The 15,977-nt window shown below is 37.2% G+C and carries 13 protein-coding genes; 11 read left to right on the top strand and 2 right to left on the bottom strand.

The genetic code is table 11. From position 1 onward, the window contains the following. The first annotated feature begins 2 nt into the window (after window positions 1-2). From LC457_RS09605 to LC457_RS09625, 5 genes are all read left to right on the top strand, one after another. Window positions 3-1,007 (top strand): sugar kinase, encoded by a 1,005-nt coding sequence (locus LC457_RS09605; RefSeq protein WP_223599647.1) that lies wholly within the window; start codon window positions 3-5, stop codon window positions 1,005-1,007. Window positions 1,008-1,009: 2 nt separating this feature from the next. Further along, on the top strand, window positions 1,010-1,678 hold the full coding sequence (locus LC457_RS09610) for a bifunctional 4-hydroxy-2-oxoglutarate aldolase/2-dehydro-3-deoxy-phosphogluconate aldolase (protein WP_223599648.1): 669 nt from the start codon (window positions 1,010-1,012) through the stop codon (window positions 1,676-1,678). 210 nt (window positions 1,679-1,888) lie between these two features. Beyond that, a complete protein-coding gene (locus LC457_RS09615; RefSeq protein WP_223599649.1) occupies window positions 1,889-3,415 on the top strand; it encodes an MFS transporter in 1,527 nt (508 codons plus the stop codon). Window positions 3,416-3,463: 48 nt separating this feature from the next. Beyond that, the gene (locus tag LC457_RS09620) at window positions 3,464-4,927 is read left to right on the top strand and encodes a tagaturonate reductase (RefSeq protein WP_223599650.1); all 1,464 of its coding nucleotides are present in this window, start codon (window positions 3,464-3,466) and stop codon (window positions 4,925-4,927) included. A gap of 5 nt (window positions 4,928-4,932) precedes the next feature. Beyond that, window positions 4,933-6,546: a UxaA family hydrolase gene (locus LC457_RS09625; RefSeq protein WP_223599651.1), complete on the top strand. Its 1,614-nt coding sequence runs from the start codon at window positions 4,933-4,935 to the stop codon at window positions 6,544-6,546. An 89-nt stretch (window positions 6,547-6,635) separates the two neighbouring features. Here the strand turns inward: LC457_RS09625 and LC457_RS09630 are convergent, their stop codons facing one another. Beyond that, window positions 6,636-7,028, bottom strand: a complete 393-nt coding sequence (locus LC457_RS09630) for a hypothetical protein (RefSeq protein ID WP_142016262.1) — start codon at window positions 7,026-7,028, stop codon at window positions 6,636-6,638. 30 nt (window positions 7,029-7,058) lie between these two features. Next, entirely contained in the window at window positions 7,059-8,087 is a 1,029-nt protein-coding gene (locus LC457_RS09635; protein WP_047433242.1) for a LacI family DNA-binding transcriptional regulator, read from the bottom strand. A gap of 402 nt (window positions 8,088-8,489) precedes the next feature. On the opposite strand from LC457_RS09635, the gene LC457_RS09640 reads away from it, so the two are divergent. From LC457_RS09640 to LC457_RS09665, 6 genes are all read left to right on the top strand, one after another. Next, complete coding sequence (locus LC457_RS09640) at window positions 8,490-9,032, top strand: peptidoglycan-binding protein LysM (RefSeq protein WP_223599652.1); 543 nt, start codon at window positions 8,490-8,492, stop codon at window positions 9,030-9,032. Between the two features lie 203 nt (window positions 9,033-9,235). Then, the gene (locus LC457_RS09645) at window positions 9,236-9,781 is read left to right on the top strand and encodes a peptidoglycan-binding protein LysM (RefSeq protein ID WP_223599653.1); all 546 of its coding nucleotides are present in this window, start codon (window positions 9,236-9,238) and stop codon (window positions 9,779-9,781) included. A 202-nt stretch (window positions 9,782-9,983) separates the two neighbouring features. After that, complete coding sequence (locus LC457_RS09650) at window positions 9,984-10,529, top strand: peptidoglycan-binding protein LysM (protein WP_223599654.1); 546 nt, start codon at window positions 9,984-9,986, stop codon at window positions 10,527-10,529. An 81-nt stretch (window positions 10,530-10,610) separates the two neighbouring features. Then, window positions 10,611-11,411 carry an Fn3-like domain-containing protein gene (locus LC457_RS09655; RefSeq protein WP_223599655.1) on the top strand — a complete coding sequence of 267 codons (801 nt, stop codon included), beginning with the start codon at window positions 10,611-10,613 and terminating at the stop codon, window positions 11,409-11,411. Between the two features lie 9 nt (window positions 11,412-11,420). Continuing rightward, window positions 11,421-14,219, top strand: coding sequence for a hypothetical protein (locus tag LC457_RS09660; RefSeq protein ID WP_223599656.1), 2,799 nt, complete (start codon window positions 11,421-11,423; stop codon window positions 14,217-14,219). 10 nt (window positions 14,220-14,229) lie between these two features. Then, window positions 14,230-15,663 (top strand): hypothetical protein, encoded by a 1,434-nt coding sequence (locus LC457_RS09665; protein WP_223599657.1) that lies wholly within the window; start codon window positions 14,230-14,232, stop codon window positions 15,661-15,663. Window positions 15,664-15,977: the final 314 nt, after the last annotated feature.

Consider the following 15,977-nt stretch of genomic DNA (forward strand, 5'->3'; position numbering starts at 1 on the left):
CCATGAGCAAAATAGTCACATTCGGTGAAGTCATTATGAGGCTTTCTCCACCCGGAAACAGAACCATGAAACAAAGTCATGAAATGGAATTCTTTTTTGGAGGAACAGAGCTGAATGTCGCTGCTTCATTGGCAACAATGGGTTGCGAAGTACAGCATATCAGCTGTGTATCCGATGATTTTGTCGGAGAATCTGCGGTTTCTTTCATTCGGGGTTTTGGCATTGGTACCATCTTTATCGACAAGAATGAATATCCTTTGGGATTGTATTTTCTTGAAGTAGGATCATCAGTTCGTGCCAGCAGAATTGCTTATAACAGGCTGAATGGTTCTTTTGCGAACATCCGGCCGGAAAAAATAGACTGGGATAAAGCGCTTGAAGGATGCGGATACTTTCACTGGACAGGAATCAGTCCTGGTATTTCGGAATCTGCCTATGAAGCTTTAAAAGAGGGATTGAAAACCGCTCAACACATGGGGATTGAAGTTACAACCGATCCTGCTTACCGTTCAAACCTTTGGAAATATGGTAAAAACGGAAGTGAAGTGCTTAAAGAACTGGTTTCTTATTCCACCATATTTATCGGAGGAGTGAATGAAATTAATGAGATTCTCGGAACCAGATTTTCTTTAAATAAAGAAGGTTTTATTGAAGCCTGTAAAGAATTAAAACAACAGATTCCTTCCGTTTATAAGATTTTTGATAAAATAAGAATAGGGGTTACCGCAAGTTCCCAGCAGACACAGGGAAGAGCATGGGTAAACGAAAATTACTTTGAAACAGACCTTCTGGAAATCAATCCTGTCGTTGACAGAATCGGGACGGGAGACGCTTTTGCCGCAGGATTAATCTATGGTTTAAAGAATTTTGATGATGAAAAAGCATTGAATTTTGCAAACGCAGCCTGTGCGATCAAACATACTATTCCGGGAGATATTAACTATTCAAGTGTAGAAGACATCCTGGAAGTGATGAACGGAAATTCAGGAGGAAGAATAAAAAGATAATTATGGCAAGATTTAATCGTATAGAAGTAGCCTTAAAAGCTAAGCAAACCGGTATTGTTCCTGTATTTTATCATGCAGATGCTGAAGTTTGCAAAAAAATTATAAAAGCTTGTTTTGATGGTGGTGCCCGCGTTTTTGAGTTTACCAACAGGGGAGATTTCGCCCACGAGGTTTTTGCCGATCTGGTAAAATATGCGGCCATAGAAATTCCTGAAATGATATTGGGAATAGGTTCTGTCATTGATCCGGCAACAGCTTCTTTATACATTCAGAATGGAGCGAACTTTATTGTGGCACCCTCTTTAAACCCGGAAGTCGCTAAAATTTGTAATCGAAGAAAAATTGCATGGATGCCTGGCTGTGGTTCAGTTTCTGAAATTTCTTATGCCGAAGAATTAGGCGCTGAAATTGTGAAAATATTCCCGGCAACACAGGTAGGAGGCCCGGAATTTATCAAGGCAGTAAAAGGCCCGATGCCATGGTCAAACATCATGCCTACAGGCGGAGTAATGCCTGCAAAAGAAAATATTATCGAATGGATTTCTGCAGGAGCCTATTGTGTAGGATTGGGTTCCCAGTTGTTTGTAAAAAATGAGGAAGGAGAATATGATTATGAAAAGATTACAGAAGCAGTAGCCTATTCGATTCAGGTTATTAATGAATTAAGATAGCGATCCTTACATTTTGTTTTAAGCCAGTAAAAAAATTAAAAACTTTGATGAGGTAATCATTGAAACTCAACTTAATTGTTTTCAATTCTTTAATTAAATAACAATGGTTTAAAAAATTAATAGATTCTGTGCTGAAATAGCATGGAAAGGATAGTTTTTGTCTTGTCCTGTTGTTAAAATCAATAAAAATCAATACTATTAACGATTGATATGAAAAAAGAAATATCTCCGAAACCAAGTAACTTCAGATGGACGATCTGCGTGCTACTTTTTATTGCAACGACCATCAATTATATGGATCGGCAGGTGCTGTCTCTCACCTGGAAAGATTTCATCGCTCCGGAATTTCACTGGAACAATAATGATTACGGAAATATCACTGCATTATTTTCTATTTTCTACGCAATAAGTATGCTTTTTGCCGGAAAGTTTGTAGACTGGATGGATACCAAAAAAGGATTTCTCTGGGCGATCGGAATCTGGTCAATAGGAGCTGTACTCCATGCTTTCTGCGGAATTGCTACTTCAGGAGCTCTGACCGGAAGCTGGTGGGTAGGTTTTGAAGAATCCAAAGAGATTATCGGAAGAGTAGATAATGTTGGAGCTATCATCAGTACCAGTGTCACACTGTTCATTTTTGCCCGTTTCGTTCTGGCAGTTGGGGAAGCAGGGAATTTTCCTGCTGCGATAAAAACTACTGCAGAGTATTTCCCAAAGAAAGACAGAGCGTTAGCAACCAGTATCTTTAATGCTGGAGCAACGGTTGGAGCATTGGCTGCGCCGGTTACTATTCCTTTTATCGCAAAATCGATGGGCTGGGAATGGGCATTTATCATTATCGGAGCACTAGGTTTTGTATGGATGGGCCTTTGGGTATTCTATTACAAAAAGCCACATGAACATCACAAGGTTAATGAGCATGAGCTTATCTATATTCAGCAGGATCAGGATGATTTTCCAGCAGAAGATGCGTCGCTGCCGGAAAAGAAATTTTCATTCAGGGAATGTTTCAGTCACAGACAAACCTGGGCTTTTGCCTTTGGAAAGTTTATGACAGATGGAATCTGGTGGTTTTTCCTGTTCTGGACGCCGGCTTATTTAAGCTCCGTTTACAAAATGGATTCTACACAGAGCGCATTTCCTTTATTTGTTCTTTATATGATCACTTTATTGTCGATTATCGGAGGATGGCTTCCTAAATATTTTGTGGAGAAAAAAGGGATAGATGCTTATACAGGAAGGATGAAGGCGATGCTGATCTTCGCATTTTTCCCATTGCTGGCTCTGTTAGCCCAGCCTTTGGGTTCTGTTTCATATTGGATTCCGGTACTGATTATCGGAATTGCCGGAGCGGCACACCAGGCATGGTCTGCCAATATATTCTCTACGGTAGGCGATATGTTTCCTAAAAAAGCAATCGCAACCATTACGGGAATCGGAGGAATGGCAGGAGGAATCGGATCATTTTTAATCAATAAATCTTCAGGAGTCCTGTTTGATCATGCTCATAAAGCATGGACTACTGTGGACGGAATACCTTTACTGGAAAAATATCCCCAATATATCCATGAGCGTCTGCCTGAAAATTTTGTTCATGATCTGGAAAAATCCGGAGCTATTATTTCAGATGGAATCGATAAAGGCTATATGATCATTTTCTCAGTATGTGCAGTGGTTTACCTGATTGCCTGGAGTGTAATGAAGACTTTGGTTCCGAAATATAAAGTGATTAAATAAAAACAAAAGCTATCAGATTCTAAGATAGTTTCATTCAAATTAGAAAAAATGGAAAATCAGATAAAACAAAAATTAAATCGTGAATTCAATGGTTCTCACGAAAAGCTTCCGATTAAAATCGTACAGTTTGGAGGAGGAAATTTCATGAGAGGATTCACTGATTATGTGATTGATCAATTGAATAAAAAAGCTGGCTTCAATGCCGGAATTGTCAATGTTCAGCCAACGCAGGGTGGTTCTGTTCATAAGCTTGAAGAGCAGGACAATCTATATACTCTCTTTACAAGAGGAATTAAAAAAGGTGAAATTATTGATGAAAAGATGGTCATTTCTGCGATTCAGAAATCAATTAATCCCTATACAAACTATGATGAATTCCTTGCATTGGCAAAAGAAGAAGAACTGGAATTTATTTTCTCCAATACTACAGAAACGGGAATAGCGTATGATGAAACTGAAGATCAATATTCCGGCCCGCACAAAAACTTTCCGGCAAAAGTAACGGTTTTATTATATGAAAGATTTAAACATTTCAAAGGATCATCAGATAAAGGATTGAGAATGATCCCTTGTGAGTTGATTGAAGATAATGCTTTTGTTTTAAAGGAGATTATTATTCAATATGCCAGATTATGGAATTTAAAAGAGAATTTTGTGCAATGGATTGAACAGTGTAATTATTTCCACAATACATTGGTTGACAGGATTGTTCCGGGATATCCTAAAGATGATGCAGAATCCTACGAAGAACAGTTGGATTATGAAGACCAGATGATGGTTGTTTCTGAAGTATTTTTACTTTTTGTAATTCAGGATGCTAAAAATCTGAATGAGAGAATCCCTTTTGATCAGATCAATGAGCAGATTTTAGTAGTGGATGATATTCAGCCTTACCGTCTTAGAAAAGTAAGAATTTTGAACGGCGGCCATACTTTAATGCTGGCTCCGGCACTATTATCAGGAAAAGAAACGGTAAAAGAATCTCTTGAGAATTTATTTATCGGACAGTTTTTAAGAGATTCAATTTTTAATGAAGTAAACCCCACTTTAGGCCTGGATGAAAATGAGTTGAAGGAATTTGCAGAAGAAGTATTTGACAGGTTCAGAAATCCTTTTATTAAACATCATCTGGCAAGCATCGCTTTGTATTTTGTTTCTAAATTTAAAGTAAGAATTCTGCCCAGTCTGTTGAGGTATGTAGAAATTAATCAGAAATTACCACTTAATTTAACTTTCTCTTTGGCAAGTTTAATCAGATTCTACCAGGGAAGTTTTGATGAGAGAGCCCTTCCGTTGAACGATGAAGAGGCAATAATCAACCGATTCAAAGAAATCTGGACAGCAAATGATTATCAAAAAGTTGCAGAACTGGCATTATGTGAAACTTCTTTCTGGGATACAGATCTTACCAACGTTGAAGGCTTGAAAGAGGCAGTGGCAAAAGCATTGTGGGAAATTGACCATCATGATGTGGAAACAGCGTATCAAAACTTTGTTCAATCTTACTCTTAAATATCATGCAAAAAAAAGTACTCAAGATAAATCCTGACGATAATGTAGCAGTTGCGCTGGTTGATCTTACACAGGGTGAAAATGTTACGTTGGGTGATTTTACCTATGAGATTGTAAAAGATACAAAAGCCAAACATAAATTTGTCACAGAAAATCTTTCGGTAGGAGATTCCATTATCATGTATGGTGTTTTGGTGGGAAAAGCAAGTCAGCCCATCCAAAAAGGAGAAGTGATTACCACTGGAAATGTAAAACATCAAAGTGCAAAAGTAGAAGGCAAAACAGAAACGATTTCCTGGACAGCTCCGGATGTGGAGGAATGGAAGGATAGAACTTTTATGGGCTATCATAGGGAAGACGGACAGGTGGGAACAGAAAATGTATGGCTGTTTTTTCCTTTAGTCTTTTGTGAAAACAGAAATGTAGAGATTTTAAAAGAAGTTTTCGAAAAAGAACTTCTATTTGAAAAAGCAACAAAGCATCAACTATTACTAAGATCTCTGATTAATAACTCAGAGGAAGAAATTATCACTGAAGAAGATCAGGATTCCAGAGTTTTTAAAAATATTGACGTTAAATTCATTACCCATCAGGGAGGTTGTGGTGGTATTCGTCAGGATGCTGAAGCATTGGGCCGTTTATTGGCAGGATATGTTAATAACCCGAATGTTGCAGGAGCAACCGTTTTGAGCCTTGGATGTCAGAATTTACAGGTTGATATTTTTAAAGATGCCCTTGAAAAGATCAGTCCCAACCATAAAAAACCGATTATCATATATGAACAGCAGAAATCGGGAACAGTGGATGAAATGCTGAGCGGGATCATCAAAGATTCTTATGAAGCCATTAAAAAAGCGAATGAAATTCAAAGAAAACCTGCATCTATTTCAAAGCTGGTAGTAGGATTGGAATGTGGAGGTTCAGATGGTTTTTCAGGAATTTCTGCCAATCCGGTTTTAGGTCGGTTATCAGATGTAATGGCAGGAGTAGGAGGAGCTACTATTCTTTCGGAATTTCCCGAATTATGCGGAGTAGAGCAGGAGCTTGTGAACCGTTGTGTAAATGAAAAAGATGCGGAAAGATTTTTACAGTTAATGAAAGACTTTGAAAAATCAGTCGTTGCTGCAGGATCTGGTTTTGATATGAATCCGTCACCGGGGAATATTAAAGATGGATTGATCACTGATGCCATGAAATCTGCAGGAGCGGCTAAAAAAGGAGGTTCATCTCCCATCAATGATGTCCTTGATTTTACCGAATACATTCAGAAACCCGGGCTGAGTTTACTCTGTACTCCTGGAAACGATGTAGAATGTACCACTGCTTTGGTGGGCTCAGGTTCCAATGTAGTGTTGTTTACAACGGGGCTTGGAACTCCGACAGGAAATCCCGTAGTTCCAGTGGTAAAAATATCGTCCAATACTTCTCTTTCCGAGAGAATGCCGGATATTATTGATTTTAATACAGGCGATGTCATCACCGGGGAAAAAACGATTGATGAAAAGGCAGAAGAACTGTTGGAGTTTATCATCAAAATAGCCAGTGGAGAAGTGAAAACCAAAGCTGCTGTTTTAAACCAAAATGATTTTATCCCCTGGAGAAGGGGGGTGAGCTTATAAAAATGTTTTTTTTATTATAAATACTAATTAGGATTGAAATGCTTTCTGCGTAGTGTAGAAGGCATTTTCTTTTATTTATTGGTAATTCGTTAGAAGAGTAGGGTTGTTAAAAAAGGTAATATAAGAGTTAATATAGTGAAAACAGCATCGCCCATATGTAATTTTCTGTATTCACCTTGCTCCCAGCTTGATTGCATATAGCCTGTCAGTAAAGGTTCATTTCCGAAAATAATAAGAAATAAATTTCTTAGAATCCAGTAATAGACCATATATAATAAAGGCAAAAATGCAAACGTAGCAGCATTGCCATTTGGCATTTTTAGCGTTTCTCTATTGATATTTAAATAACCAAATAATGCGATCAAAATGGTGAAGAACAATACAATCAGGTAAGTTGTTCTGTTTTTCAATATTTTATATGATAACCATAAAATAATTTGACCAAAGCCACCAAGAAAAATATAAAGTGATTGACTATCCAATAGCATCGATATTTTTTAAGTATAGAAAAATTACTTCTTTTTTGAAGACTTCCTGATATGAAGCTGAGGGGTAAGTACCACTTTTTTCTCAATAGAAACGCCAGATCCGTTTTCTTTTACGTTCTCTAAAAATACCTGTCCTGCCATTTTCCCCATCAACACTGGAGTCTGATCCACTGAACTGATCGGAAGCTCCATAAACTGAGTAAACGGTTCATTGGAAAAACCGATAATGGCAACTTCCTGAGGAATTTTTATTTTTCTCTTTTTTAATTCCTGACAGGCACCTAAAGCAGCAAAGTCACTGGAAGAGAATATAGCGTCAGGAACAGATTTTTTACTCCAAAGTTTTTTAATAGCTTCCGTTCCTTCATCAATAGAACTGCCTGTAAGAATGATATTATCTTCTTTTATAGGAAGATTATGATCAATTAGGGCTTGTTTATAGCCATTAAGACGGTTCTGGTAAATTTCAAGATTAAGGTCTCCTGCAAAATGACAGATATTCTTATAACCCTCTTTGATGAGGTGTTCTGTAGCCATATATCCTCCCCGATAATCATCAATCGTTACGGTGCTGATGCCAGCGATATCTTTTTTTCTGTCAAAAAAGATAATCGGAGTATTGGACGTATCCAGAATGTTTCTGATGTGATTAATATCTGTTGTTGTTTTGGATACAGACATGAAAATACCATCTACCTGAGCATTCAGCAACGTGTTAAGTTGTCTTTTTTCAATATTGACATCTTCGTGACTCTGGCAGATGATGACATGATAACCAAGTGGGGAGAGTTCTTCCTCAATTCCCCGTATTACTGAGGAAAAAAAATTGGTATTGATGTAGGGAACAATAATCCCTACATTTTTGGTTTCACCACTTTTTAAGGCTTTAGCAAGGTTATTTTGCTTATAGTTCATTTCCTTGGCCGTTTTGCGGACCAGCTCTTTAGTTGCTACGCTTATTCTTGGGTGGTCATTCAATGCTCTCGAAACAGTGGCAACACTTACGTTGAGCTTATTGGAAATGTCATATATCGTTGCACTTTTCTTGTTCATAGAAGTTTTTTCGGGTGTTTTTATAATGCATAAATTCTACGCATTGTTGATGTAAATTTAATCAAATTATGGCTATTTAAAAGGAAAATGGCTGAGTTTTATATCATCTGCGTATATATTAACAGAATAGTCTGTTTAGATCCCCCTAAATGATTGTTTTTTATATAGATTACATCTTTTGAAACATACAAAAAACTTTGAATTAGAAAATAGTAATGAGGCTATCTCTTATCATTTTACATAAAATGTTGAACAATTAATATCAGATTGAATATCTGTAAACTTTATGATGACAATATATAACCAATGATGAAAAAGGCTTTGGTAATGTCAGATAATGTTATTAGATTTATAATGAGTTCTGAATGACAATATTATTACACCTCACTAAATTTATTAATCATGAAAAAGCAAATCTTTATCGTTGCGCTGTCTCTGGGAGCAATGACCTTAGGAACCCACCGGGTTATGGCACAAAATTCAGAGCAGGTGAGTACATCAGTAAATATTATTTTATCGGACGTTATTGCAATGGACATTGGCTCTGTTGCTTCAGAAGGTGCTGTAGATTTTAATTATGGGAGCACAAAAGACTATAATTCATCAAAAAATGTGACCGTTCCCAATAGTTTAGTCATTATTTCCTCCAAAAATTTTGATGTAAAAGTAAAATCTGAAGGTGCACACTTTGTAAGTGGCGCAAACGTAATTCCTGTAGATATATTACAGGTAAAAGCGATACCGGGCGGAAGTTTGGTAGGAACCCTGAATGAGGTCACTTTATCTACAACTGACCAGATACTGGTGAGTAATGCAAGTTTAGGCACCAAACAGTCTTTAAATATTGCCTACTCTATTTCAGCGGAAAATGCATCCAAGGTACTTCTAGGTAAACCACAGGGAACGTATACACAAAAAATAACTTATACAGCCACTGCATTGTAACTAAATACCAATTTTTAAACAGAAAAGCCCTCAATACTACAAAAGTGTTGAGGGCTTTTTTATTTATCATGCGAATAAACCGTGTAGTGATTTTACTACATGAACTTCCTTTTTTCACTACAAAGAAACTTTTATCGCCGCTGTAGATTTGCAGTATACAAAAGAGAACAATTAAATAAAAATAAAAATTAAATATTACTATCATGACAAAACAAATTGTAATCACAGCCTTAACTTTTGGAGCCATCATATTAGGAACTAATAATGTTCAAGCTCAAAATACTACTGCAACTACAACCGTAAACATTACCCTGAACGATGTAATCTCTATAGACGCAGGAAGTACTGCAATTGGTAATACAGTTGACTTTAATTATGCTACTGCAGCAGACTACAACTCTGATCAGACGATTACTAAAGCTAACTCTTTAAAAGTTACTTCCACAAAGAACTTTAATGTTAAAGTAAAAGCAGGGGGTGCTAATTTTATGAATGGAACGAACTTAATCCCTGTAAATGTTTTGACTATCAAAGCAGCTACAGCTGCCGGAACTATGGGTGGAACAAAAAGCGCTGTAGTTTTATCTGCAACGGACCAAACTTTAGTATCAAACGCTCCTCTTGGAAGTGCATTAACACTGAATCTGGACTACACAATTCCAGCAGCAAAATCATCATCTTCTGATATTTTAGGTAAACCAGCCGGAACTTATACGCAAACGGTAACTTATACTGCGACTGCTTTATAATAAAAAAACACATCAATTATATATGCCCTCAGCACTTTACAGGTATTGAGGGTTTTTCTATTTAAACTAAATGAGTAATCCTGTAGTGATTTTACTACGCGAACTTCCTTTTTCCACTACAAAGAAACTTTTATTGCAGCTGTAGATTTGTAGTGTTCAAAAGAGAACAATTAAACAAGAATAAAAATTAAATATTACTATCATGAAAAAACAAATCGTAATCGCAGCCTTAACTTTTGGAGCCATCATATTAGGAATTAATAATGTTCAAGCTCAAAATACAACGGCAACTACAACCGTAAACATTACCCTGAACGATGTAATCTCTATCGACGCAGGAAGTACTGCAATTGGTAATACAGTTGACTTTAACTATGTTACTGCAGCAGACTATAACTCTGATCAGACGATTACTAAAGCTAACTCTTTAAAAGTTACTTCCACAAAGAACTTTAATGTTAAAGTAAAAGCAGGGGGTGCTAATTTTATGAATGGAACGAACTTAATCCCTGTAAATGTTTTGACTATCAAAGCAGCTACAGCTGCCGGAACTATGGGTGGAACAAAAAGCGCTGTAGTTTTATCTGCAACGGATCAAACTTTAGTATCAAACGCTCCTCTTGGAAGTGCCTTAACACTGAATCTGGACTACACTATTCCAGCGGCAAAATCATCATCTTCTGATATTTTAGGTAAACCAGCCGGAACTTATACACAAACAGTAACTTATACCGCGACTGCTTTATAATTAAATTTTTAGTTTGCAAAGGTTCCTTTTGCTATGTTTTCAGTAGTTTTGGGAATCTTTTATTATTAAACTATTTACACCATGCACAAGTTTATTCACCTTTTCATTTTCTTTATCCTTACAGGGTCTTCTTCACTTCTGGCACAAAGCATCTCTATGTCACCTACACGCTTGTTTTTCACAGGTAATCCGGGAGAAAAAGTAACAAAGACAGTCACGCTTCAAAACAGTTCGGACAAGGATTATGTCTTTAATCTCAACTATAAAGATTGGGTTAGAGAAGAAGACGGAAATAAAGTTTATCTTGAAGCAGGCAGTTCAAAAACTTCCAATGCCTCCTGGATGTCTACCTTAGAAAACGCTGTAACAGTTCCTGCCAAAAGTACAAAGGAAATTGTAGTAACCATGCAGATCCCGGCAAACGCATCACAGTCTGCAGTTACGAACAGCATGTTGTTTTTCACTCAACTTCCTCAGCAGGCAGATAAGGCACGTATTCAGAATGGTATTGGTATTATCACCTTGTTTGAGGTGGGACTTCACATCTTTTATACTCCACCGGGAAACCATGTAAAAAGTTTAGATATTACCAATATTTCAGAGGCGAGTAATGAGAATGCAGCGAACAGAAAAGTCGCAGTAAGCATCCATAATGATGGTAACACTATCAATGATGCCACCGTTGAGTTTGAACTAACCAATACAGACAGTGGTAAGGAAATAAAGTTGCCTGCAATTTCCATCTCCATGCTTCCGGATACCAATCAGGTTGTTCAATTTTCTTTACCAGAGAATATTTCAGGGAACTTCCTTGGCGTGGCTATTATCAAAATGGCAGAATCCAATGATTTACGTGTAGGAGAAAAAAACTTTAAATTTTAAAATTAAGCTTTGAAACCACAGAATGGAATATCAATGCTAAGAAAAACAATCTTATTTTTTGTATTTGTTCTTCTGCACTTTTCGTTGGCCTTTGCGCAGGAAAAGAAGGATATTCAAATCCATTTTGAAAATGACAGTGTAGCTGTTGAGAAGGGTTCTACTTTTACTAATTTCCTGGTCATTGAGAATAAAAGTTCTGAAGAGATTATCATTCAGAATATCATACCTCAGGAAAAATATCCGGGATTGCTTTTCTATCCCAAAAATGATTTTACCTTAGGTGCGGGTCAGTCTAAAAATCTTCCTGTGAAACTGATCGCCAACGTGGATTTTATGAAACTGAGATCCAATGAGATCAAATTCCAGGTTTCTTATACCAGCTCAACGGTTACCAGAGCTGAAATCGCCTCTTTCTTCGTTGATAAAGAAGAGAACAAAAACATTGCAATTTATACCGACACCTACGAAAATTTCATTAACCCTGCTTTGCCCCAATCTTCAATTCTGTTGACTGTAGAAAACCAAGGTTATAGTAAACGAACTGTTAGAATTGATTTGCAATCTATTCCTGACGGTTTGGAAATAATGCCAAAACAACAAACCATATCTCTGGAAGGCCTGGAAAAACAAACGGTTGAGATCAAAATTGCGGTCAGAAAACAGAATACACTTTATCCGGAATTTAATATTAATGCAATTGTCACAGACCTGCTTGATAATAAAATCGTGGGAAGCAACACACTTTACTTAGTCATTTTATCGCACAACAGACAACTTGCCCGCGGAAACGAAGCGGTGAGCGGAAGTAATTTTGCGGAAATCAGCTATAATGAAAACAGTTCAGGTTTCAATTATCTTCAATTAAGGGGAAATACAGCATTTCGGGTAACTGACAATTTAAAATCTCGCTTCAATATCGGTGCAGATTACTATGTTGAAGATGGCCGTTATAACCTGTATGATACCTGGCTGGAGCTGGAGAGAAAAAATACGGTATTACGGGTGGGAAATGTTAATAGCAGTGATTACGATTACCCGGTTTTCGGAAGAGGTGGGAAGGTTTCTACCAAATTTGGTGAAAATAATCAGATTGAAATTCTTGGGCTGGAAAATAATTATAATCTGTATGGTACTTATTTCCAACAAACGGAAGGATCTACCATTGTGGGTGCAAAATATGCTTTTGGGAATGCTAAATCTTTCAATGGGAAAGTGTCTTATATATTCGATCATGATCCGCGCTTTAACATAGATACGCAGGTAGCGAACGCGGTAACATCATTTTTAATTAACGATAAAAATACAATTCGCACGGAGGTTGGTGTGAGCCACGAAAAAGGCCTCTTGAACAAAGATGAAAATGCAGGAGCTTCAATGGGAGCCAATTACGATGGGAAAATAGGGAGCTGGGATATACAATCTGTCAATTCCTTTGCTACCAAAAGTTATGCAGGGATCAAAAGGGGATCTTTTTTCTTAAATCAAAGGATTGGTCGCCAATTTTCTGCTGCTCAGCGCGCTTTTATACAATATCAGAATTCGCAGATAGAGCCTGAGTTCCTGAGTTTTCAGGGTACATCAACCCAACCTGGGAATACCTCTAATTTACGTTATTATTTCAACAGTACAGAAGCTTTGGGATTAGGCTATCAGTTTTCTTTAAAGAAGTGGAATTTTCTATTTTCTCCAAAGGTTGAAAAGCAAAAAACAGCTAATTTTTACACATCCCAGGAGCTTTTTTCATACCGGTTGGAAGCTAATATCAGCACTACATTAGGAGCTCATGGATTAAACCTGACAGCGGAATATTCTTATTCAAAAGAGAACGATAGAGCGGACTGGTTCAACAGTTTGAAAACAACTCTATCTTACAGATATAAATCATTCTCCCTCAACGGAACAGCCCAATGGAACGCAACCAGTGTCTTTGATTTAAATTCTTATTATGATGTAAGCCGTAATTTCGCCAACTATAATGTTTACGCCTCGTATAATTTCCAGATGTTTAATCATAATCTGACTGGATCTTTTTCAGCCGGAGCCTTCTATTCAGAACTTTATAAAAATTTAAACAGCAATATCACCGGTAATCTGGAATATAAGATTTCGCCTTCATGGTCTACCACAGGTTATTTTAATCTTTCCGGTTATAAATCTACGGCTGAATATGCAACCAGTGGCAGTTATTACCAGTTCAGAGTGGGGATTAAAAAATATTTTACCACAGCAACAGCTCTCGGAAATCATAAAGTGGCTTTCCAGTTCTTTGAAGATAAAAATTTCAATGGACTTCTTGAATCCGGCGAATCGGTACTTGCTAATGAAATTGTAAAGCTGGACAATTATGTAGCGATGACGGATAAAAATGGAAAAGTAGTTTTTCAGAATGTGCCTGAAGGTACTTACACACTGAAAGTGAACGAAAGTGCGGGTGCCCGATTGATGATGGATCCTGTCATTATGGTACATAGCAATATTAACCGCAAAGTGGGCTTGGTAAAAAACATCAGGGTAAGTGGGAAATTAACAGAGATTAAGCAAGCCTACGATGTTTTGGAAACGGATGTAACCGGAATAGTGGTGTATGCAAAAAGTGAAGATGGCATAATCTATACTGCCGTGGTTAATCAAAAAAATGAGTTTGAGTTTTTCCTGAAAGATGGAAAATACAACCTCTATATTGAAAATGACAAATACAGCTATACACAACCCACCCAAACTATTCAGGTGACTAAGGAAGGTTACTCAAAAACCGTAGTTTTTGAATATAAGAAGAAAGACACCACCATTAAGGTGAAAAAGTTTTAAATTTAAAAGTATGAAAAAGATGAGGGCTTTTCTAATAGGAATTTTTACCGTATTCTGCGGATCTGCAGTCGCGAAAGCTCAGGATGTATACCTGTCGGTTCCTGACAATAATATTTTTAACCGAAGCGAATTTACCTCAGTACCTACAAGGGTAATGACGAACGCCAACAGAACAAACTGGGATTATGCCTTTTTGGGATTACTCCCAACAGCTCCTACATTTACCTCTGTTTCAGGACCAACTTTTACTCACTCTTCTTCATCATTTACTTTGCCCAGTTCCACTCTTCTGTGGCAGTTAGAAAGTATGGGCGGGCAGCTGCCATATACCGGACTAACAGGTTATTTACCAGGTTTTCAGTCGTTCAGTACAAGTGCTATAAGATGGTTTGAACCGCCATCACTCAGTATCGGGGGCGGATTCAACCGGGGAAATATCAATTTTACATTTAAAATTCCTGCCTCACAATTTACTGCCAATGCCTTCCGGGCCGGGAATTACTCCATGGATATAACTCAGAATTATAATGACTTCACACCACATAATTTTAAAACAATTTTAGTCATTCCTCCATCTATGCGATGGGTTGCAAACTCTTTAACAAAATACATAGAAATATCTTCTTTGAATGACTACCGTAATACTAGCACGCGGGTGTGGGATTTGGGCAATACGGAAATCGCGCATACGGTTGATTTTAATTTTTGGGCGAAAGCTGCTTCCACAAACATTCAGTTCACTTCTTCTAAAGGTGTTCCGGGAACCAGAAATATAGCAAGCATTAAATTGGGTAGTAATGGATCTGCACTTACCACCAAAACCTTATCTGCCGATTTTCAGAATTTTTCCGCTGCTAATTTCAGTGTTGTAGCGGGAAACAGAAACAACTTCATTCCGGAGCTTTCAGTGTCTGCGGATGATTTTAAAAACCTTTTTTTTGAAGCCGGAACTTATACGTTTGAATTGAACTTCAATGCCAGAAGTACAGATAACTCAATTAACAGTTTGCAAAATACGGCTGTTCAGCTAAAGGTGCTTCCTCTGTCGGAGATCACCATCCCAAGTTCCGGGCGCAATGTAAACTTTAATTTTAATACCGCTGCCCATTACACCGATGGTCAGTCACAAATGATTCCCAACCAAATTATGTTGTCTAATAATGAAAATTTTGAACTCTATGTAAAATCGGATGAAAATTATTTCAAGAAAGGTGGTTTGCAGACCAATATCAATTCAAATATTTTACAAATTGGCGTAGATGGAAGTTCTGTAAATGCTCCCTTATCCAAAACGCCTCAAAAAATACTCTTTAACGGAGCTCCGGTTTTGGATCGGGGACTGAACGTAAGATATACCATATCACCTGCGGGTGCCCAAAGTTTGGTAGGTAAGGAAAATACCACTTACTCTATCAATGTTTACTATAGCTTTACAGCAATTTAACAGTACTTTCTGAAATAGTTCCTTATGAACCACTTTAATAGCAATAATCAATTGCCAATCAGTACGATATTGATAAATTAACGGCATTAGAAAATTCAGAAGCTGTTTGAATTAAATTTTATTCGTTTGCAATGACAATATAAGTATTGGCATTTTCTGTTTTTCTTTCATAGTCTTAGAAATACCATCTGGTATTAAGAGTCCAGAAGATGATTTTCGCAACAATTTAGCGCTTTTCATGAATTTAAACTTTGCCTTTTGTGCATCTGGATTTTAGTAAGATAAAATATGGGATTTACTTGAAATAGTAAATC

The organism is Chryseobacterium sp. GVT01B, assembly GCF_019970045.1.
Classification (GTDB): domain Bacteria; phylum Bacteroidota; class Bacteroidia; order Flavobacteriales; family Weeksellaceae; genus Chryseobacterium.

Coding starts and splice junctions, on each gene's coding strand:
- LC457_RS09605 (WP_223599647.1), top strand. CDS start 3: ATGAGCAAAATAGTCACATTCGGTGAAGTCATTATGAGGCTTTCTCCA.
- LC457_RS09610 (WP_223599648.1), top strand. CDS start 1,010: ATGGCAAGATTTAATCGTATAGAAGTAGCCTTAAAAGCTAAGCAAACC.
- LC457_RS09615 (WP_223599649.1), top strand. CDS start 1,889: ATGAAAAAAGAAATATCTCCGAAACCAAGTAACTTCAGATGGACGATC.
- LC457_RS09620 (WP_223599650.1), top strand. CDS start 3,464: ATGGAAAATCAGATAAAACAAAAATTAAATCGTGAATTCAATGGTTCT.
- LC457_RS09625 (WP_223599651.1), top strand. CDS start 4,933: ATGCAAAAAAAAGTACTCAAGATAAATCCTGACGATAATGTAGCAGTT.
- LC457_RS09635 (WP_047433242.1), bottom strand. CDS start 8,087: ATGAACAAGAAAAGTGCAACGATATATGACATTTCCAATAAGCTCAAC.
- LC457_RS09640 (WP_223599652.1), top strand. CDS start 8,490: ATGAAAAAGCAAATCTTTATCGTTGCGCTGTCTCTGGGAGCAATGACC.
- LC457_RS09645 (WP_223599653.1), top strand. CDS start 9,236: ATGACAAAACAAATTGTAATCACAGCCTTAACTTTTGGAGCCATCATA.
- LC457_RS09650 (WP_223599654.1), top strand. CDS start 9,984: ATGAAAAAACAAATCGTAATCGCAGCCTTAACTTTTGGAGCCATCATA.
- LC457_RS09655 (WP_223599655.1), top strand. CDS start 10,611: ATGCACAAGTTTATTCACCTTTTCATTTTCTTTATCCTTACAGGGTCT.
- LC457_RS09665 (WP_223599657.1), top strand. CDS start 14,230: ATGAAAAAGATGAGGGCTTTTCTAATAGGAATTTTTACCGTATTCTGC.